General features: G+C 74.1%; 18 protein-coding genes. 12 read left to right on the top strand and 6 right to left on the bottom strand.

Annotated features, from left to right (window positions below; all coding sequences use genetic code 11):
- Together P3T41_RS31490 and P3T41_RS31485 are read right to left on the bottom strand one after the other, a co-directional pair.
- The coding region (locus P3T41_RS31490; protein ID WP_280693993.1) for an ABC transporter ATP-binding protein at window positions 1–1,181 on the bottom strand (1,181 nt) is incomplete at its 3' end.
- Window positions 1,178–2,911, bottom strand: coding sequence for an ABC transporter ATP-binding protein (locus P3T41_RS31485; RefSeq protein ID WP_280693992.1), 1,734 nt, complete (start codon window positions 2,909–2,911; stop codon window positions 1,178–1,180). The genes P3T41_RS31485 and P3T41_RS31490, both read right to left, overlap by 4 nt.
- A gap of 173 nt (window positions 2,912–3,084) precedes the next feature.
- Here P3T41_RS31485 and lxmK point away from each other — a divergent pair, with 173 nt between their 5' ends.
- From lxmK to P3T41_RS31445, 8 genes are all read left to right on the top strand, one after another.
- Window positions 3,085–4,206 (top strand): class V lanthionine synthetase subunit LxmK, encoded by a 1,122-nt coding sequence (gene lxmK, locus P3T41_RS31480; protein ID WP_280693991.1) that lies wholly within the window; start codon window positions 3,085–3,087, stop codon window positions 4,204–4,206.
- The gene (locus P3T41_RS31475) at window positions 4,203–5,177 is read left to right on the top strand and encodes a T3SS effector HopA1 family protein (RefSeq protein WP_280693990.1); all 975 of its coding nucleotides are present in this window, start codon (window positions 4,203–4,205) and stop codon (window positions 5,175–5,177) included. The genes lxmK and P3T41_RS31475 overlap by 4 nt, the downstream gene beginning before the upstream one ends.
- Window positions 5,178–5,318: 141 nt before the next feature.
- Window positions 5,319–5,528 (top strand): LxmA leader domain family RiPP, encoded by a 210-nt coding sequence (locus P3T41_RS31470; RefSeq protein WP_280693989.1) that lies wholly within the window; start codon window positions 5,319–5,321, stop codon window positions 5,526–5,528.
- A gap of 43 nt (window positions 5,529–5,571) precedes the next feature.
- On the top strand, window positions 5,572–5,775 hold the full coding sequence (locus P3T41_RS31465) for a hypothetical protein (protein ID WP_280693988.1): 204 nt from the start codon (window positions 5,572–5,574) through the stop codon (window positions 5,773–5,775).
- Between the two features lie 132 nt (window positions 5,776–5,907).
- Complete coding sequence (locus P3T41_RS31460; RefSeq protein ID WP_280693987.1) at window positions 5,908–6,870, top strand: LLM class flavin-dependent oxidoreductase; 963 nt, start codon at window positions 5,908–5,910, stop codon at window positions 6,868–6,870.
- A complete protein-coding gene (locus P3T41_RS31455; protein ID WP_280693986.1) occupies window positions 6,867–7,520 on the top strand; it encodes a flavoprotein in 654 nt (217 codons plus the stop codon). The genes P3T41_RS31460 and P3T41_RS31455 overlap by 4 nt, the downstream gene beginning before the upstream one ends.
- Entirely contained in the window at window positions 7,517–8,503 is a 987-nt protein-coding gene (locus tag P3T41_RS31450; RefSeq protein WP_280693985.1) for a hypothetical protein, read from the top strand. Before P3T41_RS31455 ends, P3T41_RS31450 begins: the two co-directional genes overlap by 4 nt.
- Window positions 8,500–11,031: a M16 family metallopeptidase gene (locus tag P3T41_RS31445; protein WP_280693984.1), complete on the top strand. Its 2,532-nt coding sequence runs from the start codon at window positions 8,500–8,502 to the stop codon at window positions 11,029–11,031. Before P3T41_RS31450 ends, P3T41_RS31445 begins: the two co-directional genes overlap by 4 nt.
- On the opposite strand, the gene P3T41_RS31440 is transcribed toward P3T41_RS31445, so the two are convergent.
- Together P3T41_RS31440 and P3T41_RS31435 are read right to left on the bottom strand one after the other, a co-directional pair.
- On the bottom strand, window positions 11,028–11,390 hold the full coding sequence (locus P3T41_RS31440) for a transcriptional regulator (RefSeq protein ID WP_280693983.1): 363 nt from the start codon (window positions 11,388–11,390) through the stop codon (window positions 11,028–11,030). The two genes, P3T41_RS31445 and P3T41_RS31440, sit on opposite strands and share 4 nt — an antisense overlap.
- Window positions 11,387–11,848 (bottom strand): hypothetical protein, encoded by a 462-nt coding sequence (locus P3T41_RS31435; RefSeq protein WP_280693982.1) that lies wholly within the window; start codon window positions 11,846–11,848, stop codon window positions 11,387–11,389. The genes P3T41_RS31440 and P3T41_RS31435 overlap by 4 nt, the downstream gene beginning before the upstream one ends.
- Window positions 11,849–11,993: 145 nt before the next feature.
- Between P3T41_RS31435 and P3T41_RS31430 the strand changes: the two genes are divergently transcribed.
- The gene (locus P3T41_RS31430; RefSeq protein WP_280693981.1) at window positions 11,994–12,905 is read left to right on the top strand and encodes an ABC transporter ATP-binding protein; all 912 of its coding nucleotides are present in this window, start codon (window positions 11,994–11,996) and stop codon (window positions 12,903–12,905) included.
- Window positions 12,902–13,741 carry an ABC transporter permease gene (locus P3T41_RS31425; RefSeq protein WP_280693980.1) on the top strand — a complete coding sequence of 280 codons (840 nt, stop codon included), beginning with the start codon at window positions 12,902–12,904 and terminating at the stop codon, window positions 13,739–13,741. The genes P3T41_RS31430 and P3T41_RS31425 overlap by 4 nt, the downstream gene beginning before the upstream one ends.
- Window positions 13,742–13,805: 64 nt before the next feature.
- On the opposite strand, the gene P3T41_RS31420 is transcribed toward P3T41_RS31425, so the two are convergent.
- Complete coding sequence (locus P3T41_RS31420) at window positions 13,806–14,507, bottom strand: hypothetical protein (protein ID WP_280693979.1); 702 nt, start codon at window positions 14,505–14,507, stop codon at window positions 13,806–13,808.
- A gap of 182 nt (window positions 14,508–14,689) precedes the next feature.
- On the opposite strand from P3T41_RS31420, the gene P3T41_RS31415 reads away from it, so the two are divergent.
- Window positions 14,690–15,004: a hypothetical protein gene (locus P3T41_RS31415; protein ID WP_280693978.1), complete on the top strand. Its 315-nt coding sequence runs from the start codon at window positions 14,690–14,692 to the stop codon at window positions 15,002–15,004.
- Between the two features lie 296 nt (window positions 15,005–15,300).
- Here P3T41_RS31415 and P3T41_RS31410 read toward each other — a convergent pair whose 3' ends face one another.
- Window positions 15,301–17,100 (bottom strand): carbohydrate-binding module family 20 domain-containing protein, encoded by a 1,800-nt coding sequence (locus tag P3T41_RS31410; protein WP_280693977.1) that lies wholly within the window; start codon window positions 17,098–17,100, stop codon window positions 15,301–15,303.
- Window positions 17,101–17,463: 363 nt separating this feature from the next.
- On the opposite strand from P3T41_RS31410, the gene P3T41_RS31405 reads away from it, so the two are divergent.
- On the top strand, window positions 17,464–18,144 hold the full coding sequence (locus tag P3T41_RS31405; protein ID WP_280693976.1) for a PH domain-containing protein: 681 nt from the start codon (window positions 17,464–17,466) through the stop codon (window positions 18,142–18,144).
- Window positions 18,145–18,191: the final 47 nt, after the last annotated feature.

The raw sequence follows: 18,191 nt of genomic DNA, 5'->3' as shown, positions 1-18,191 counted from the left end.
TTGTCGGGGTCGTAGCGGAAGGCGACGTCCTCGAAGGAGACCAGGCCGCGCAGTTCGGCCGGGCGCTCGGGGCGCTCGGGTTCGGCGGACTGCTCCTCGGCGTCCAGCAGTTCGAAGACCCGCTCGGCCGAGGCGAGGGCGGACTGCACCAGCGTCGAGGTCCCGGCGATCTGGGTGAGCGGCTGGCTGAACTGGCGCGAGTACTGGATGAAGGCCTGCACGTCGCCGATGGAGAGCGCGCCGCCGGCCACCCGCAGCCCGCCGACCACGGCGACCGCGACGTAGTTGAGGTTGCCGATGAACATCATCGCGGGCTGGATGATCCCGGAGATGAACTGCGCCTTCAGTCCGGTGCGGTAGAGCTCCTCGTTCTGCTCCTCGAAGGCCAGCAGCGACTCGTCCCGGCGCCCGAACGCCCGCACCACGCCGTGGCCGGTGTACATCTCCTCGACGTGCGAGCTGAGCCGGCCGGTGGCGGCCCACTGGGCGGCGAACTGCGGCCGGGCCCGCCGCCCCACCGCCGTTGCCAGGTACGCCGCCGCCGGCACGGTGACCAGGGCGACCAGCGCGAGCAGCCAGGAGATCCACACCATCATCACCAGCGCGGCCGCCAGGCCCAGCGCCGAGGTGACCAGCTGGCCGATCGTCTGCTGGAAGGCCTGCGCGAGGTTGTCGATGTCGTTGGTGGCCCGGCTGAGCACCTCGCCCCGGGTCTGCCGGTCGAAGTAACTCAGCGGTAGCCGGGAGAGCTTGGCCGCCACCTCGGCGCGCAGCCGCCGCGCGGTGCGCTGGATCGTGCGGGCGGCCAGCCGGCCCTGGAGCACCCCGAGCAGCGCGGCCACGGCGTACACCACCAGGGCCCAGAGCAGCAGGTGGGCCAGCGCGGTGAAGTCGACCCCGTGACCGGGGACCACGCGCAGCGGAGCCAGCAGATCGGCCAGCCGGCCCTGGCCCCGCTGCCGCAGCACCTCGATGACCTGGGCCTTGGTCGGCCCGGCGGGCAGCGAGCGGCCCAGCAGGCCCGCCGCGATCAGGTCGGTGACCCGGCCCAGCAGCCGGGTGGCTAGCACGGAGAGCGCCACCGAGGCGGCGGCGAGTACGAGCGAGCCGAGCACCGCCGGCAGCTCGGGGCGGAGCAGCCCGAGCAGCTGGCGGCGGTGGTCCTGCGGACGGGCGGTCATGCTGCCTCCTGCTCGGCGAGTTGGGAGAACGCGATCTCCCGGTAGGTGGTGCTGGCGGCCAGCAGCTCGTGGTGGGTGCCGGTGGCGACCACCCGCCCGCGGTCCAGCACCACGATCTGATCGGCCGCCAGCACCGTGCTGATCCGCTGGGCGACCAGCAGGACGGCGGCCGAGGCGGTGGCCTCCTGGAGTGCGGCTCGCAGCGCCGCGTCGGTGCCGGCGTCCAGTGCGGCGAACGCGTCGTCGAGCAGCAGCACCTTCGGGCGCACCACCAGGGACCGTGCGATGCACAGCCGCTGGCGCTGGCCGCCGGACAGGCCGGCGCCGCCCTGGGCCACCGGCGTGGCCAGCCCGGCCGGCAGGGCGGCGACGAACTCCCTGGCCTGCGCGACCTCCAGGGCCTGCCACAGTTCCTCGTCCGTGGCGCCGGGGCGGCCGTAGCGGAGGTTCTCGGCGACCGTGCCGGTGAAGAGCTGGGGCTGCTGCGGCACCCAGCCGACGGTTGCGGCCAGCGCGGCCGGGTCCAGCCGCCGCACGTCCACCCCGTCGATCAGCACCTGGCCCGCTGTCGGGTCGAGCAGCCGCGGGACCAGCTGCACCAGCGTGCTCTTGCCGCTGCCGGTGCTGCCGACCACCGCGGTGGTCTCGCCCGGGCGAACCGTCAGCCGCACGCCGCGCAGGACCGGGGCCTCGGCCCCCGGATAGCGGAACTCCACGTCCACCAGCTCCAGTCGGCCGTGCGCCGGGGCGGCGGTGACCGGTCGGGCCGGTGCGGCGAGCGCGGGTTCGGTGGCCAGCACCTGATGGATCCGCTCGGCGCAGACCTGGGCCCGCGGCGCCACCATGAAGAGCAGCGTGGCCATCATGACGCTCATCAGGATCTGGGTCAGATAGGAGAGAAAGGCCGTCAGGGCGCCGAGCCGCAGCTGCCCGTGGTCGATCCGCTGGGCGCCGAACCAGAGCACGGCCAGGCTGGAGAGGTTGACCACCAGCATCACCGCCGGGCCCAGCAGCGAGCCGAGCCGGCCCACCCGCAGCGACAGCGTGGCCAACTCGCCGTTGGCGGCGGCGAACCGGCGCTGCTCGTGGTCGTCGCGGACGAACGCCCGGATCACCCGGATCCCGGCGATCTGCTCGCGCAACAGCCGGTTGACCGTGTCGACCCGCTCCTGGAGGCCGCGCGAGAGCGGCCCCATCCGATGCATGATCAGCCCGATCAGCACACCCAGCACCGGCACCGCCGCCACCAGCAGGCCGGAGAGCGGCAGGTCCTGGTCGAGGGCCAGCACGATGCCGCCCGCGCACATGATCGGGGCCGGTACCAGCAGGGTCAGCGCCAGCAGCAGGACGGCCTGCACCTGCTGCGGGTCGTTGGTGGTCCGGGTGAGCAGCGAGGGGGCGCCGAAGTGGGCCACCTCGCGGGCGGAGAAGGCGTGCACCCGGGCGAAGACCTCGGTCCGCAGGTCCCGCCCGACGGCCAGCGCGACGGCGGCGCCCAGGTACCCGGCGCCGAGCGCGCAGCAGACCTGCGCCAGGGTGATCGCGGTCATCACCGCGCCCACCCGCAGGATGTGCCCGACCGCGCCGGTGAGCACCCCGTGGTCGATCAGGTCGGCGTTGAGCGTCGGCAGGTAGAGGGTCGCGACCGCTTGCGCCGCCTGGAGCGCGACCAGCAGCAGGACCGGCTTCAGCCGGGTCCGCAGCCGGCCCTTGAGCAGTTGTATGAGCACGGGAAAACCGTAGTTCGAACAGTGGATTCGCGGGGCCCCGATCGGCCTCCCGGGTAAGGCATGACGACGCCATCCGATTGGCAGCGAACTGTCACCGGGACACCTGGTCCCCGAACTCACCGGGTGGCAGTGTTCTGGTCGACGGACGACGCCGGAGCGATTGCGGGGGAACGATGGATCTGGCGAACAAGGGATATGCCGCGCCGGATCTGGCCATGGTGCCGGAGGTGGACGCGCTGCTCCGCCGGCTCGGCCACGGGCCGTTCGACCGGGACCGGGTCAGGACCGCGCCGGGCCGCAACCTCGCCTGGCTGGGGCCGACCGAGAGCGGCGGTGAGGTCTTCGTCAAGCGCCTGGTCGGCGCTCCGGCGGACGTCGCGGCCCGGCTGGCGCGACTGCTCGCCTTCGAGGCCTTCGCCGACCGGGTCGACGCCGCTGAGCTGCGCCGACCGCGCCTGCTGGGCTGCGACGAGCCCGCCCGCCTGGTGGCCTTCGGCTACCTCGACGAGCCGCGCAGCGGCGCCCAGTTGATGGTCGAGGAGAGCTTCGACGACGAACTCGCCTTCGCCGCCGGGCAGGCCATCGGGGCGCTGCACGCGGCGGCGCCGGACCCGGCCGAGCGACTCGACCGGAGCCGGCTGCCGCTGCCCTCCCTGGAACTCCTGCGGGGGATTCCGGAGAAGCTCTTCGACACCATCAGTTTTGGTCAGATATCGGCCTGGAGCCTTTTCCAGAACGACCCGCGGTTGGCCGAGGGAATCGCCGCGCTGCTGGCCGCGGAGAATGCGGCGCCGCGCGTTCCGACGCACGGCGATCTGCGACTCGACCAATTCCTGGTCTCCGGTGGCGAGCTCTACGTCACCGACTGGGAGGAATTCCGGCTGGCCGATCCCGCGCGGGACGTCGGCAGCTTCGCCGGGGAGTGGCTCTACCGCTCGGTGCTGGACATCGTCACCACGCGCGGCGACGCGGCGCCCGGCTCCACGGCGTTCGTCGACTTCGAGCTGGACCACGAGACGGTGCTGCGGCGCGGCGTCGAGAAGCTCGCCCGGCTGCGGCCGCGCACCGTGGCCTTCTGGCGCGGGTACCGCGCGGTGCGCCCCGAGGTCGACCCCGGCCTGGCCGAGCGCGCCACCGCCTTCGCCGGTTGGCACACGCTGGACCGGCTGATGGCGAGCGCCACCCGGACCGCGCGCCTGTCCGGCATCGAGCGCGCGGCCGCCGGCGTCGGCCGGGCCGCCCTGCTGGAGCCCGCGAAGTTCGCCGCCACCCTGGGATTCGAGGAGACCGCATGACCGCCCCGCAGACCACCGGCCTGCCGGAGCAACTGGCCCGGGCGGTGGAGCAGGTGTGGATCGCCGAGGACCTCTCGGCCGCCACCGTCGGCCACCGCGAACTGACCGCGGAGCACCCGCGCGAGCTCCAGCGGCTGCTCTCCACCGCGATGTACGAGGTGCTGCACGCGGGTCTCGACCCGGAACCCGGCTCGATCCCCTTCCACCTGCGCGACGCCGCTTTCGAGCAGGTGCTCGCCGCGGCCGTGCCCAACCGGACCACGACGGTGACGGCCCAGGTCGAGGAGGTGCCGGTGGGCGCGGACGGGCCGGTCCTGCTGCGCCGCGAGGGCGTGCGGGTCTGGACGCCGCGCGAGCGGATCCTGGCCCCGGCAGAGCCGGCCGCCCTGACGGCCGGTCAGCCGGTCACCGTGCGGGCCGCGGCGGCGCGCCCGGCGCTGTCTCCCGGCTTCTTCCTGGTGGACGGTGAGCGGCCGGCCGCCGGAGCCGGGCCGGTGCTGCGGGTCTACGTCCACCTCACCGAGCCCGACCCGGGCGTCGAGGTCTGGCGTGCCGCGCTCGCCTTCCTGCACGACGCGCGGGCCGGCTACCGCGCGAAGGTGGTCTCCACCCGGGTCCTCTACCCGCGACGGGACGCCCTGGTGGTGTATCTGCGGGAGGGCTCCTGGGAGTTGGCCACCGAGCTGGCCGCCGCCCTGGTCGGCCTGCCGGGTCTGGGAGCCGACGTCTCGCTCTTCACCCGCCGCCTTGCGCCCGGCATCGCCGCCGCCTGGGAGCCGACGGATCCGCGGCCCGGGATGCGCGGCCTCAGCTTCGGCCAGCACCGGGCGGGCGTGCTCGCCCAGGCGCTGATCGAGCACCGCCAGGGCGGCGCCCCGCTGCCCGAGCTGGTCGCCGACCACTTCACCGCGGCCCGGATCGCCGTCACCGATCCGGCCGCCAACAGCACCTCACCGCCGGTGCTCGACTGAGCACCGGCCGCGCCACCCGGTTTGGGGTGGTTGCGGGGGGACGAGTGCACGCGCCCTCCCGCTTCCAGTCCAAGCCGCGCCCCCGGCCCCACCCGGCCGGGCGGCGCCGGCTGCGACACCACGTATCAAGAGGAGCGGAACATGAGCCAGCACCTGACCACGATGGAGCTGGTGGCGGGCTACGGGGCGTACACCGACGCCGCCGAGCTCGGCGCCGTGGCGGCCTCGGACGCCCCGGCCACCACCTTCGTCTGCGTCTCCGTGATCAGCCTGGAGAGCTCGGGCGCCTGCGCCAGCGGCGCCTCGGCCGCGGTCAGCCTCGTCACCTCCACCTTCGACAAGGGCTGCTGACACCCCGTCCAGCTACCGCTCGACCACCTGAAGGAGCATCACCATGTCCCAGAACACGATCGCCATGGAGCTCGTCTCCAGCTACGGCACCTACGTCAGCGTCGAGGGCCTGACCGCGGACGCCCTCTCGGACGCCCCGGCCACCACCCCGGCCTGCATCGCCAGCGTCGTCTACACCGTGGAGAGCGCCGCCGCGGGTTTCTCGGTCTCCCAGGCCGTGACCGCGACGTTCGACCACGGCTGCTGAACGGCTGCTGAGTCGAGTCCGCTGAGCAGTGGACCGGGGCGCTGAGCCCCGGTCGCTGAACGGGCCGTCGCGGTGGGTGCCGGGCAACCGCCACCCACCGCGACGGCCGCCCGCTTCCTGGGTCTGGAGAAGATGGTGGCAGTCCTTTCCGTTCTCGTGCCGTTCGTACCGCACCGGCCCGAGCACATCGTCCCGTACGCCGCCTACGTGCAGTGGAGCCCGGCGCACCGGTTGTGGCAGGGCCAGGCGACCCTGGTCGAACCGTTCCAGTCCTTCGCCTTCGCCGCCGGCGCCGGCTTCCGGGTGCCGGTCGGCACCGGGGTGACCCTGATGCCGCTGCGCCACCCCTACGAGGCCGCGCTCCAGGCCCGCTCGCTGGCCGCGACCACCGGGCACCCCGTGGTCGCGGGCTTCGGGCCGGGCGCGCAGGTCTTCCAGCAGCAGTTGCTGGGCGCGCCCTACCGCAGCCAGCTGGGCGCGGTGCGGGAGTACGTCACGGCGGTGCGCCGGATGCTCGACGGCGAACCGGCCGAGCAGGACGGCGCCTACTTCCCGATGCACACCGGGCTGCACCCGCTGCCCACCCCGCCGGTCGAGGTCGGACTCGGGGTGCTGCGCCCCAGGATGGCCGAGCTGGCTGGGGAGTTGGCCGATGTCGCGATCAGCTGGCTGACCTCGGCCGACTACCTCGGCGAGGTGGTGCTGCCGGCCCTGCGGGCGGGCGCGGCGGCCGCGGGCCGGCCGGCGCCCCGGCTGGTCGCGATGGTGCCGATGGCGCTGGCGCGACCGGACCGGGATCCGGTGCGGCTGGCGCTGGCCAGCAACTCCGGGCACCTGCGCATGCCGCACTACCGCGACATGCTGCGCCGCTCCGGGATCGAGACCGACCCGCAGGACCTGGCGGCCGGCGCCAAGGCGCTGCTGGCGGGCCAGGCGTTCCTGTACGGCGGCGTCGAGGAGTTGGCCGCCTCGATCCGCGCCTACTGGGCGGCCGGGGTCGACGAGGTGGTGGTCAACCTGACCGGCGTCCACCAGCTGCACGGGCCGCAGGCGACGCTGGCCGAGCTGGACCTGATCGTGCGGGCGGCGGCGTGACCGCCGACCAGGCAGACCAGGCCGCCCCGCAGCCCGCGGGCCCCGTCGGCGTGCCCGCGCTCGGCCTCTCGCGGCTGCTGCTGGTGGTCACCGGCTCCTCCTCCGCCGCCACCATGCCGTTCTGGCTGAACTGGCTCGGCGAGCTCTATCCCGCGCTGCGCGTCCAACCGGTACTGACCCGCAGCGCGCAGCGGTTCGTCACCCGGCAGGGGATGACCGGCGCGCGCACCGGCGAGGCCCTGCTGGACCTGTGGCCCGAGGACGAGTTGACCGCCCGTCACGTCGAGTGGGCCGAGTGGGCCGAGGCGGTGCTGGTCTACCCGGCCTCCTTCCACTTCCTGGCCCGCCTCGCACTCGGGCTGGCCGACAGCCCCGCGCTGCTCGCCGCCCAGTGCACCACCGCACCGCTGGTGGTCGCGCCCGCGCTGCCGCCCGGCGGCTGGCAGAGCCCGGCCTGCGTCGCACACGTCGCGGCGTTGACGGCCCGGCCCAACACCGCGGTGCTCACCCCGCGGCCGGCCGCCAGCCTGACCACCGGTCGGCAGGACGCCTGGGCGCCCGCGCTCTTTCCGGCGGCGATCGGCGAGCTCGAACGCCTGCGTACGGCGGCGGACGGGCTGACGGGCGGGCCGACGGACCCGGGCCGATGAGCGGGGCGCACCCCACCCGAGTCGCCGCGTACGGCACCGGCCTGCTGCGGACCGAGATCCACGCGCTCCCCGCGCCCGGGGCCGGCCCGGTGGCCGCCCCGGGCGCGGGGTTCCACTGGTCCCGCGTACCGGGACCGCTCGCGCCGGTCGGCTTCCAGCCGCTGGCGGATGAACTGGTCGCGCAGCTGGGGGAGTTGACCGGCAGCGCCGCGACCCGGCTGGTGCTGGGGCAGGTGCGCGGCACGGCCCGCGAGTACCGGGTGGGCGGGGCGGAGTCGCTGGCGGCCCGGCTGCTGCGCACCGGGCCCGACGCCGAGGCGGCCCGAGCGCTGCGCGAGCTCGGCGCGCTGCTGGCCCGGCTGCACGGCCTGCGGCCGCCGGCCGTGGTGCCCGCCGGCCCGCCGGCCGGCCTGCGGCGGCTCGCCGACTGGCTCGCCGCGGCCCCGACCGGCGGCCACGCGGCTCCGCTCGGCCCGGTGGCCGAGGGGACCGGCGCCCCGCGCGCCGGCCTGCTGCTGCGCGAGCGGCTCGGCGAGCGCCGCCTGGGCCGGCTGCGCCGCTGGTGCGCGGCGGCCGCCGCCGACGGGCAGCGCGCGGTGCTCGTGCACGGCGCCCCGAGTCTGGGTGCGGCAGTGCTCGGCCCCGGCGGCTCGGTGGAGCTGCTCACCGGCGAGGACCTGTGCCGCGCCCCCTGGTACCTCGATCTCGGTTGGCTCACCGGCGAGTTGGTCGAGCTGGCCTGGCAGCAGGGCGGCGACCACCGGCGCTGGCAGTCGCTGCTGACCGCACTGACGGCCGGCTACGGCGCGGACCTCGGCGACCGCTGGCACCGTGCGGCGGCCCTGCGCACCGCGCTGCACCTGCACGACTTCAGCGCCTACGTGGCCTGGGACCCGGCCGTGGCGCTGCGCTACGCCGCCTTCCTGGGCTTCCTCATCGACCAGCGACCCACGCTCGTCCGTGCTTCGGGAGAAGAGAGTTGACGGTACGTCAGGATGTCTCCGCGCCACGCGACCGGACGGCGGAGCTGCTGCGGCACACCCTCGGCAACGGCCTGCGGGTGCTGCTGGCACCGCACCCCGGGGTGCCGCGGGTGGCCGTCTGCGTCACCTACGGGGTGGGCTTCCGCTCCGAGCGGCCCGAGCAGGAGGGCCTGGCCCACCTCTTCGAGCACCTGATGTTCCGCGGCAGCGCGAGCCTGCCGGACGGCCGCTTCTACGAGCACGTCCAGCGCCTGGGCGCCGAGGCGAACGGGACCACCCACCAGGACTACACCGACTACTACCAGAGTGTCCCGGCCGGGGCGCTGGAGCGGGCGCTGTTCAGCGAGGCCGACCGGATGCGGGCGCCGCGCTTCACCGAGCGGACCCTGCGCGAGCAACTCGTCGGCGTGGGCCAGGAGATCACCGAGCGCACGGTGACGCGCCCGCTGGGCGGCTTCCCCTGGCCGCTGCTGCCTCAGGTGCTCTTCGAGCGGCGGCGCAACGCCCATGACGGCTTCGGCCGGATCGAGCGGCTGGAGCGGCTCGGCCTGGACGACTGCGCCGACTTCTTCGACCTGCACTACACCCCTGGCAACGCCGTGCTCACCCTGGTCGGCGGGTTCGAGCCGGAGCGGGCACTGGAGCTGATCGAGCGGCACTTCGGCTCGATCGCGGCCCGCCCGGCCCCGCCGCGGCCCGAGCTGGACGAGCCGGCGCCGAGCGCCGAGCGCCGGCTGACCTGCGTCGAGCCCGGCCTGCCGACCCCGGCGGTGGCGCTGGGCTACCGGATCGCCGGGCCGGAGCGGGATCTGCCCGGCTACCTGGCGGTGCTGCTGCTCTCCCGGCTGCTGCCCGCGGTGCTGGCCGACCCCTGGCGGCCGAGCGGCAGTTGCGGCTTCTTCGGACCGCTGGACGCGCGGACCCCCGACGCGCTGGTGCTGGCCGCACTGCTGCCGGCGGGGCGGGCCCCGGAGGAGTTGTCGCAGGCCGTCCGCTCCGCGCTCGGCCGGCTCGCGGGCACCGGCGGCCCTGGGGTGCCGGCGGTCGCAGTGGCGGAGGCGGCCCGCCGGCTCGGCCTGGAGCTGCGCCGGGAGCACGCCGAACTGCGCGCCAGGGCACGGACGTTGGGCCGCCTCGAGGTGCTGCTGGGCCGCCCCGAGCTGCTGGACGAACTCCCCGACCGGCTCGCCGCGCTCGGCCCGGAGCAGACGGCGGGCGCCGCCGCCGTGCTGCTGGCGCAGCCTCCGGCGGTCCTGGTGCTGGAGCCTGGAGCGGCGCGTTCGCGGCCCGTGCCGGCGGCCGATCCGGCCGGGCGAGCGGCGGCGGCCGAGCCCGCGCCGCGGCCCGCCCGGCCGCCGGGCCGGCCGCGTCCGGTCCCGCTGATCGGCCCGACCCGGCGGGCCGAGCCGCGCTCCAGCGGCTCGCTCGCACTGCCGGACGGGACGCGGGTGCTGGCGCTGGAGGACCGGCGGGCCGTGGTCGCCGAGTTGCGGCTGCGGGTGCCGCTGGGCGTGGTCGGTCTGACCGCTCCGGCGCGGGTGGCGGCCGCGGCCCAGGAACTGCTGCGTGGGGCGGGCGGTTCGGCGACCGCGGCGGTCGCCGCCGACGGGCTCTGGCTGGACGCCGTGGCGGCTGCGCCGCCTGGCGGGCTGGACGGCGCGCTCACGGCCCTGCTCGCGCTGGCTCGTGGCCTCGCCGCACTGCCGGCCGCGCTGCCTGCCGCGTCGCCCGGTGCGGCGGCGGACGGTGCGGCGGCGGACGGTGCCGAGCCTGCCCTGGACCTGCTCGTCGCACCGGCGGCCGGTGCGCGCGCCGGCGCCGGCTGCTGCCTGGCGGTGGTCGCCGACCGGTCGGCCACCGAGCTGCTGGATCGGGTGTCGGACCTTGCGAGTCGGCTGGCGCCGCCGGCGTCCGCAGCGGACCGCACCTGCGTCACCCCGGCCCGTCCGCTCCAGGGCCTGCGGCTGGTCGAGCGGGCCGGTGCGGCGCAGGTGCGGCTGCTGCTCTGCGCGGCCGAGACCGCGTCCGGCGCCGACCAGGCGGCGCGGTTCCTGGCCACGGCGCTCTACGGCGGCTACCACGGCTCACGGCTGGCGATCGCGGCCGGCCCGCTCGGCGGCGCGGTCGGCGAACTACGGGCCGGCCGGGACCTCTTCCTCGGCCGGCCGCGCGCCTGGGTCCGGGCGCGGGTGGCGCGCCCGGCAGCCGGCGAGCTGCTGCGGCTGGTCCGGGCGCAGGCCGAAGGGCTGGCCCAGGACGGGCCCGACGCGGCGGAGTTGGCCCGCGCGGTGGACTTCTGCGTAGGCCAGGTGTCCGCGGTCTTCGACGCCCCGGCCGCGCTGGCCGACGGCCTGGCCCGGCTCGGCGTGCTCGGCTGGCAGCCGGCCGACCTCGCGGCCCTGCCCGAGCGGCTGGCCGAGCTGCGGGCAGATCAAGTGGCCTCTGCCGCCGGGCAGTTGTTCGGCGGCCTGCGCGACGGGGTCCTGCTGGGCGACCCGTCGGCGCTGGCCGACCTGGCGAGGCCCTAGCCCTGCTCGGCGTGCTCCTGCTCCTGTTCCTGCTGCTCCAGCGCGGCGCCCAGCGCGCTCGCCTCGCTCGCGATGCGTTGCAGCACGGCCAGATGATCCGTCAGGGCGGCCCGCCCCTGCGGCGTCAGCCGCAGCCAGGTCCGCGGCCGCTTGCCCACGAAGCCGCGCCGCACCTTGACGTACGAAGCCGCCTCCAGGGTGCTCACCACCTTGCTCAGTGCCGACTCCGACACCCCGCAGTGCTCCCGCACGGCGCGGAACTCGGCGTCCGTGCAGCCGGACAGGAAGGCCACCACCGCGAGTCTGGTGGGCTGGTGGATCACCTCGTTGAAGACCGGGGCCGGGCGGTCGGTGGTCACGCGGCACCCGCCTGGTCGCGCTGGCGGCGCAGCAGCAGCCAGTGCGCCGGGGCGCCCGCCGCGGCGAGGCCGAGGAAGAACCCGCTCCAGCCGAGGAACGGGGCCAGCGCGCCGCCCAGCAGGAGCGGCGCCAGGTAGGCCGCGGTGAGCCGGCGGCTGTCCACGCCCGAGGGCAGCGCCGGGATGATCCCGGGCCGCTGCTCGACCCGGCGGGCCAGCAGCAGGTGGCTGATCAGGGCGAGGGCCGCGGCCAGTTGGAGCGCCGCGACGAGCAGCCAGCGGCTGCCGGGCAGCAGGCACTGCACCCCGAGCAGCGCGAATCCCAGGCCGAACAGGCCGCCGCTGGCGGCCGGGTACCAGCCGGGCAGCGGATTGGGCCGGCGGGCGGCGGCAGCGGCCAGCTGGGCGGCGCGCAGCGCTGCGCGGGCATCGGCGGCATCGGTGCTGTGACTGGCCATCACGTTCCTCCTCAAGTGCGGGTGCTCGGCGGTGCGCGGTCGGGTTCCAGTGAACCGCAGCCCGTCGATGATGAAATCCTGGCATTTACTTTCCTGCCAGGCAAGTACTAGCGTGAGTGGCATGTACGACGGAGAGGCGGGGGCCATGACCGTGACTGTGCCGCAGCGTGCTGCGGTGGACCGGGCCGAGCAGGAGCCGGCCATCCTGGTATCGGGCCTGCGGATGCGCTACGGCCGACGGGACGTGCTGGACGGCCTGGACCTGAGAGTCCACCGGGCCGAGCTGTTCGCGCTGCTGGGGCCCAACGGGGCAGGCAAGAGCACCACCATCGAGGTGCTGGAGGGCTACCGGCTGCGGTCGGGCGGCGAGGTCTCGGTGCTCGGGCAGGACCCGGCCCGGGACGATCCGGCCTGGCGGGCCCGGATCGGCATCGTCCTGCAGTCCAACCGCGACCACGGCCGGTGGCGGGTCGCCGAACTGCTCGACCACTTCGCGCGGTACTACGAGCATCCGCGCGAGCCGGCCGAACTGCTGCGCCGGGTCGGTCTGGCAGCCCAGGCCGACCAGAGCGCGGCCACCCTCTCCGGTGGGCAGCGCCGGCGGCTGGACGTGGCGCTCGGGCTGGTCGGCAGCCCCGAGCTGCTCTTCCTGGACGAGCCCACCACCGGATTCGACCCCGAGGCGCGGCGCGACTTCCACGCGCTGCTGCGCGAGTTGCGCGAGGAGCGCGCCACGACCATCGTGCTGACCACCCACGACCTGACCGAGGCACAGGAACTGGCCGACCGGATCGGGATCCTGGAGTCCGGCCGGCTGACCGCCTGCGGGACGCTGGAGGAGCTGGCCGCGGCGGCCCGGGCCGACTCCGAGGTGCGCTGGCGCGGCCCCGACGGCGAGCCGCGGCGACTGTTGACCGCCGACCCTTCGCAGGCGGTCTGGGAGCTGCACCAGGAGTTCGGCGGACCGATCCCCGACCTGGAAGTGCGCCGCCCCACCCTGGAGGACACCTACCTCGGCATGGTCGGCGCCGACCTGGACACCACGGAGGCCTCGTGAACCCGCTCGCCCTGGGTCTGCGCCGCGGCGCGATCGAGCTGCGCCAGATCCTGCGCAGCCGCAAGGACCTGTACACCTACCTGTCGACGCCGCTGGTCTTCCTCGGCGTCTCCTACTGGCGCTCGGGCACCCACGGGTCCGGCGGCGGCCTGACCCAGCTGAGCCTGGCCGGCGGCATCGCCTCCACCATCTTCATGTTCGGCCTGATGACGGTCCCGCAGTTCCTCTTCGGCGACCGGGAGGACGGCACGCTGCTGCGGCTGCGCGGGGTACCCGGCGCCATGACGGCGTACTTGGTCGGCAAGACCCTCTTCGTGCTGGCCACCATGGCGGCCTCGATCGTGCTGCTGCTCTTCGGCGGCGCGTTGCTGCTGCACGCGCAGCTGCCGCAGAGCCCGGGGCAGTGGCTGACGCTGGTCTGGGTGCTGGTGCTGGGGATCGCCGCGGTCGTCCCGATGGGGGCGGTGGTCGGCTCGGTGCTGCCGCCGGCCCGGGAGGCGCTGGCGCTCTACATGATGCCGATGGTCGGGCTGATGTTCATCTCCGGCGCCTTCGCACCGCTGCGGAACCTGCCGGCGGGGGTGCGCGATCTCGCCTCGGTCTTCCCGCTGCGCTGGATCGCCCAGGGGGTGCGCTCGGCGCTGCTGCCCGACGGGGCCAAGGCCCTGGAGGTCTCCGACAGCTGGCAGCACCTCGGCACCGCCTCGATGCTGGCCGGCTGGATGCTGGCGGGCTTCCTGCTGGCGCCCCGGCTGCTGCGCCGGATGGCCCGCCGGGAGTCCGGCAGCAGCCTCTCGGAGCGCGAGCAGAAGCGGCTGGCCAAGACCGCCTACTGACCAGTGGGGGCGGTGGCCTGCCGTACCCGGCAGGCCACCGCCCAGGACCTGGGGCGGCGGTCCGTCAGGACAGGCCGTGGTCGCGGGCGATGAGCGCCGCCTCGGTGCGGTTGCCGGCCCCGAGCCGCTGGTAGAGGTCGGCGACCCGCCGGTGGAAGGTCCGCAGCGAGACGCCCGCCTGCCGGGCCCGGGAGGCGTCCTTGCCCGGGCGCAGCAGCAGGGCCAGCAGGTCCAGGTCCTCCGGTGGCAGCGCGTCGCGCCGCTCGATCACCGCGTCGAACTCGGCCGCGCGCTCCCAGGCCAGCCGGAACAGCGCGCTCATCCCGGAGACCAGTCCGGGCTCCTCGGTGAGGATGGCCCCGGAGTCGGGGTCGCGCGGGTCGGTGGCGGTCAGTGCCGCCCGCCCGTCGCAGATCAGCAGGGTGCGGTCGAGCTCGGGCACCAGACGGATCTGCGCTCCCTGCGCCCTGATCCGGCGCAGGAAGGCGAGGGTCAGGGCGTCCTCCAGCGAGCCCATGCTCAGCAGGAAGCGGGTGGTGAGGCCGCGGCGCAGGCTGCGCAGCACCAGGTACTGGTGGAACTCCAGATAGGAAGGCGACACCCGGTCGAGGTGTTCGGCGATGAGCAGTTCGTGGTGGGTGAAGAAGACCAGATCCTCTATTTGGCCACGGACCTCGACCGGCCCGTACCTTCTGGCCAGCTGGGGCCCGGGACCGTCCGAAACGATGGTTCGGTGGTCGTCCTGCGACATGTCAAGGTACGGCATCTATCCCCCGATAGGACTGGCGCACTGCTGGATCGTCACGGTGGTGCTGTGAATTCTCCTACGCCAAGGATGGTAAGCGATGTTTCCCCAGGTTTATAGCCGCCGAGGTCGCGACAGTCGTAGGGTGTGTTCCGCGGCCGCCAGTGGCTGATCCGGACCGATTCGACGGAGGGACTCGTCCGATGTTCTTTCCCCTGCCCAACCGTCCCCACCAGGTTCGCCTGGATCCCGTCAGGCAGGCCCTGGAGCGGGCACTGATCGAGGCCGACCAGGAAGAACGCCCCGGCCTGCGCCGTGCGTTGGAGATCCTGGACGGGTTCGGCCCGACCAGCGGACCGGTCGATCCGGAATGGGCCCGAAAGGTCCTGGCGACCGCCGGGGTGGATCCCCGCACGGCGGAGGTGAAGGCGGTGCGCGAGCTGCGTTCGGCGCACCAGGGCCTGAGCCTCAAGGAGGCCGCCGGGCTCGTCCGCACACTTATCGATCAAGGCAACTGATTTAACCAAACGGGTTCGGGTGGCGCCGTCGTCCGCCCTTCCGGTGGGGAATTGGCTGCGGCTGTCATCGGCTTCCGGAATGATTCTCCCCCCGCCGTTCGGCGGGGTTCACGCCGGTCCGGAAAGTGCTTAAGGAAGTCCCCAACCCGTTCGACGTCATATCCGCCGAACGGCCATTCCGGCGTTTTTCCGGGGCGTTGCGAGGCCGCCGGCCCGGGCGCGCTGCGCGAGGTGGAGGCCGAACGGCTGAGCGCCGGCCCCCCAGGGGGACCGGCGCTCGGCGGGGGCGGGCTCGGCTACTGCTGCCAGGTGTCGTTCAGCGTGCCGCCGGACGAGCCGGTGGCGGCGCCGTGGTTGCTGCCGGACTCCCAAGTGACGTTCCCCGAAGCGTCCTTGAAGAGGTACTTGTACTGGAACGCGGTGTTCGCGGGCAGGCTCACGGTGCCGCCCCAGACCGGGTAGTTCGCCGAGGAGAGCGGGATCGCGGCGTTCGGGTCCCAGTTGCCGAGCGTGGGGATCGAGCCGACCAGGTAGACGTTCTGCCCGAAGACCGTGGTCTTGTTCTCGTTGAAGGTCTCGCCCACGGTGCCGGCCGGCCTGCTCGCCGGGTACAGCGCCACCGCGTCACCGGCGCCCACCGTCACGGTGGCCTGGCCGGTGGCACCGACCGTCACCGTCGGGCCGGTGCAGCCGCCGCCGGCCGTCTGGTCGCCGTGGATGACGTCGCAGTACGTCCCGGCCGGCAGGCCGGTCTCGAAGGTCTGGGTCACTGCGGCGGAACCGTTGTTGATGGAGACCCAGGCCGCGTCGCCCCGGCTGAAGGCGATGGCGTTGCCGCCGTTGTCCCACCAGTTGGCCACCGCCTGGCCCTGGGCGGCGTTGTGCCAGCCGACCATGTTGGCGATGCCCTGGTTGCGGTCGGTGCAGGTCCACGCGCCGGTCGTGCAGTCGGTCGCGGTGACGTAGCCGTTGCCGTCGGCCGGCGGCGACTGGTCGCTGGTGCCGAAGGTGAAGCCGGAGTAGACCTGCGGCGTTCCGTAGCCCCAGGCCAGTTCGAAGAGCGTGGCCAGGGTGTACTTGCTGCCGTCCTTGTAGCTCAGCGTCTGGCCGCTGCGCTCGGTGTCGTGGTTGGCCACCATCACCGAGGACAGGTTGCTCGGCTCGATGCCCCAACTCTGCCCGAAGGTCTTGAGGTTGGCGATGCTGCCGGTGAACTGGCTCTTCAGGTCGTAGGCGTAGGTGAACTCGATCACGCTGCCGTTGCCCTCGAAGGCGCTGGGCGCCAACTGGCCGCTGCTGCCGGGTATCACCTCCTGGTAGACGTACGGGCGGCTGCCCGTCCAGGCGGTGTTGTTCACCCGGCTGAGGATGTCGGCCATGTCGGCCTGCGCGATGTGCTTGGCGGCGTCCATCCGGAAGCCGTCGACGCCGTAGCCGACCAGCTTGTTCAGGTAGCCGGCCAGCTTGGCGCGGACGTCGTCCTTCTCGGTGTAGAGGTCGGAGAGCGAGGAGAGTTCGCACTCCTGCACCTGCTGGACGTTGTTCCAGTCGCTGATGCTCAGGTCCGCGTTGGGGCAGGGCGGCGAGAAGTGGAAGTCCGAGCTGTCGTACGGGACGTTGGTGTACGTGAACGTCGCCGGGTTGAAGCTCGCGCCGCCGTAGGAGTCGGTGCTGGTCTGGTTGGCACCGGCGGTGTGGTTGAGCACCGCGTCGGCGTAGACCTTGACGCCGGCGTTGTGGCAGGCGGTGACCATCTGGGCGAACTGGGCCTCGGTGCCCATCCGGCTGTTCAGGTCGTAGGCGACCGGCTGGTAGACGTCCCACCAGGCGTGGGTGCTGCCCGCCAGGCGGATCGAGTCCTCGGGCGGGGCGACCTGGACGGCGCCGTAGCCCTTGGGGCCGAGCACCGTGGTGCACTCGTTGGCGACCGAGGACCAGTTCCATTCGAAGAGGTTGGCGATCACGTCGCCGCCGTTCGGGTTCGCGGCGGCGTGCGCCGTGCCCTGGAGGGTGAGCGGCAGCAGGGCGCCGGCAACCAGGGTGGCGGCGGCCAAGGCGGCGGAGCGGCTGGTCCGGTCTCGTCGGAGCAGTCTCATGGGGATGACTCCCGGGGGGCGGGCCGTCCCGCCGAGGACCGGCGGCGCAGGTTCGCGGGGCTGCGCCGGGCGGGGGTGGGGCTCGGGTGGACGGCGGGTACCGATGGGGGGTGGGGCGGGGCGTCGGGGCGGCTGGCAAGGCCGTCGGGGTGCACCGCGCGCTAGACCATCCCGCCGGTGCGCGGGCGGCGTCAAGAGGATGGCAAGAAGTTGCTGAAACTTGCGGCAAATTGTTGCCGCCCGGGAATCGGCCGCCGGTTGACCGGCACTCGCCTGGTGGGAACGGCGGCGGCCCCGGGTTGCGGCCTAAAAGTGACGTTTGTGACCAGGGGTGCGGGCAGGTCGATGGGGCAGAATCGCAGCATGACCGATACCGCCGGCACGCCCCACCCGGGTTCTGCCGCCCCCGCCGACGGGCCGAAGTACGCCGATCACGTCTTCCGCTCGACCCCCGGCATCGTCTCCGGCGTTCTGCTGCTCGCGATCGCCGGCTGGCTGATTGTCGACGCCATGCTGACCAGCAGCGGCAAGACCCCGTGGATCGCGCTGGCCTGCGCCCCGCTGTTCGCCTTCCCGGTGATCGCCTACACCCTGCGTCCGTCGGTCTCGGCCGGTGAGGACCGGGTGGTGGTCCGCAACCCGCTGCGCACCATCGTGGTGCCGTGGGCGCAGGTGGAGGCGCTGCGCGCGGGCTTCTCGGCCGAGTTGCTGGCCGGCGGCAAGACGTACCAGATGTGGGCGGTGCCGGTCTCGCTGCGCCAGCGGAACAAGGCGAACCGGTACGCCTCCAGGGCCGCCGTCACCGAGAGCCCGCGCACGCCGCGGCTCGGCATGCTCCCCAAGCCGCCGCGCACCGTGGTGCCCGGTGCGCCGGACTCCAACCGGGCCTGGGCCGACCAGGTGATGGACCTGTTGCGCGAGAAGGCCAGGACCAACGGGGTGCGTCCCACCGCGAAGGGTGAGGTCACGGTCGGCTGGTGCTGGTGGGTGATCGCGCCGACGCTGGCGGGGCTGGTCGCGCTGGTGGCGCTGACCACCACCTGAGAGCTCAGACGAGAGGGGCCCGCGACCGGTTCGGTCGCGGGCCCCTC

The sequence above is a fragment of the Kitasatospora sp. GAS204B genome (assembly GCF_029892155.1).
In the GTDB taxonomy this organism is placed as follows: Bacteria; Actinomycetota; Actinomycetes; order Streptomycetales; family Streptomycetaceae; genus Kitasatospora.
Note: the sequence above shows the minus strand (reverse complement) of the source record. Positions and strands in the feature narration are given on the sequence as shown.

Excerpts from the sequence above, each read along its gene's own strand:
- lxmK (WP_280693991.1), top strand. The coding sequence starts at position 3,085 with ATGGATCTGGCGAACAAGGGATATGCCGCGCCGGATCTGGCCATGGTG.
- P3T41_RS31420 (WP_280693979.1), bottom strand. The coding sequence starts at position 14,507 with ATGCCGTACCTTGACATGTCGCAGGACGACCACCGAACCATCGTTTCG.
- P3T41_RS31460 (WP_280693987.1), top strand. The coding sequence starts at position 5,908 with ATGGTGGCAGTCCTTTCCGTTCTCGTGCCGTTCGTACCGCACCGGCCC.
- P3T41_RS31405 (WP_280693976.1), top strand. The coding sequence starts at position 17,464 with ATGACCGATACCGCCGGCACGCCCCACCCGGGTTCTGCCGCCCCCGCC.
- P3T41_RS31450 (WP_280693985.1), top strand. The coding sequence starts at position 7,517 with ATGAGCGGGGCGCACCCCACCCGAGTCGCCGCGTACGGCACCGGCCTG.
- P3T41_RS31430 (WP_280693981.1), top strand. The coding sequence starts at position 11,994 with ATGACCGTGACTGTGCCGCAGCGTGCTGCGGTGGACCGGGCCGAGCAG.
- P3T41_RS31465 (WP_280693988.1), top strand. The coding sequence starts at position 5,572 with ATGTCCCAGAACACGATCGCCATGGAGCTCGTCTCCAGCTACGGCACC.
- P3T41_RS31415 (WP_280693978.1), top strand. The coding sequence starts at position 14,690 with ATGTTCTTTCCCCTGCCCAACCGTCCCCACCAGGTTCGCCTGGATCCC.
- P3T41_RS31435 (WP_280693982.1), bottom strand. The coding sequence starts at position 11,848 with ATGGCCAGTCACAGCACCGATGCCGCCGATGCCCGCGCAGCGCTGCGC.
- P3T41_RS31475 (WP_280693990.1), top strand. The coding sequence starts at position 4,203 with ATGACCGCCCCGCAGACCACCGGCCTGCCGGAGCAACTGGCCCGGGCG.
- P3T41_RS31410 (WP_280693977.1), bottom strand. The coding sequence starts at position 17,100 with ATGAGACTGCTCCGACGAGACCGGACCAGCCGCTCCGCCGCCTTGGCC.
- P3T41_RS31470 (WP_280693989.1), top strand. The coding sequence starts at position 5,319 with ATGAGCCAGCACCTGACCACGATGGAGCTGGTGGCGGGCTACGGGGCG.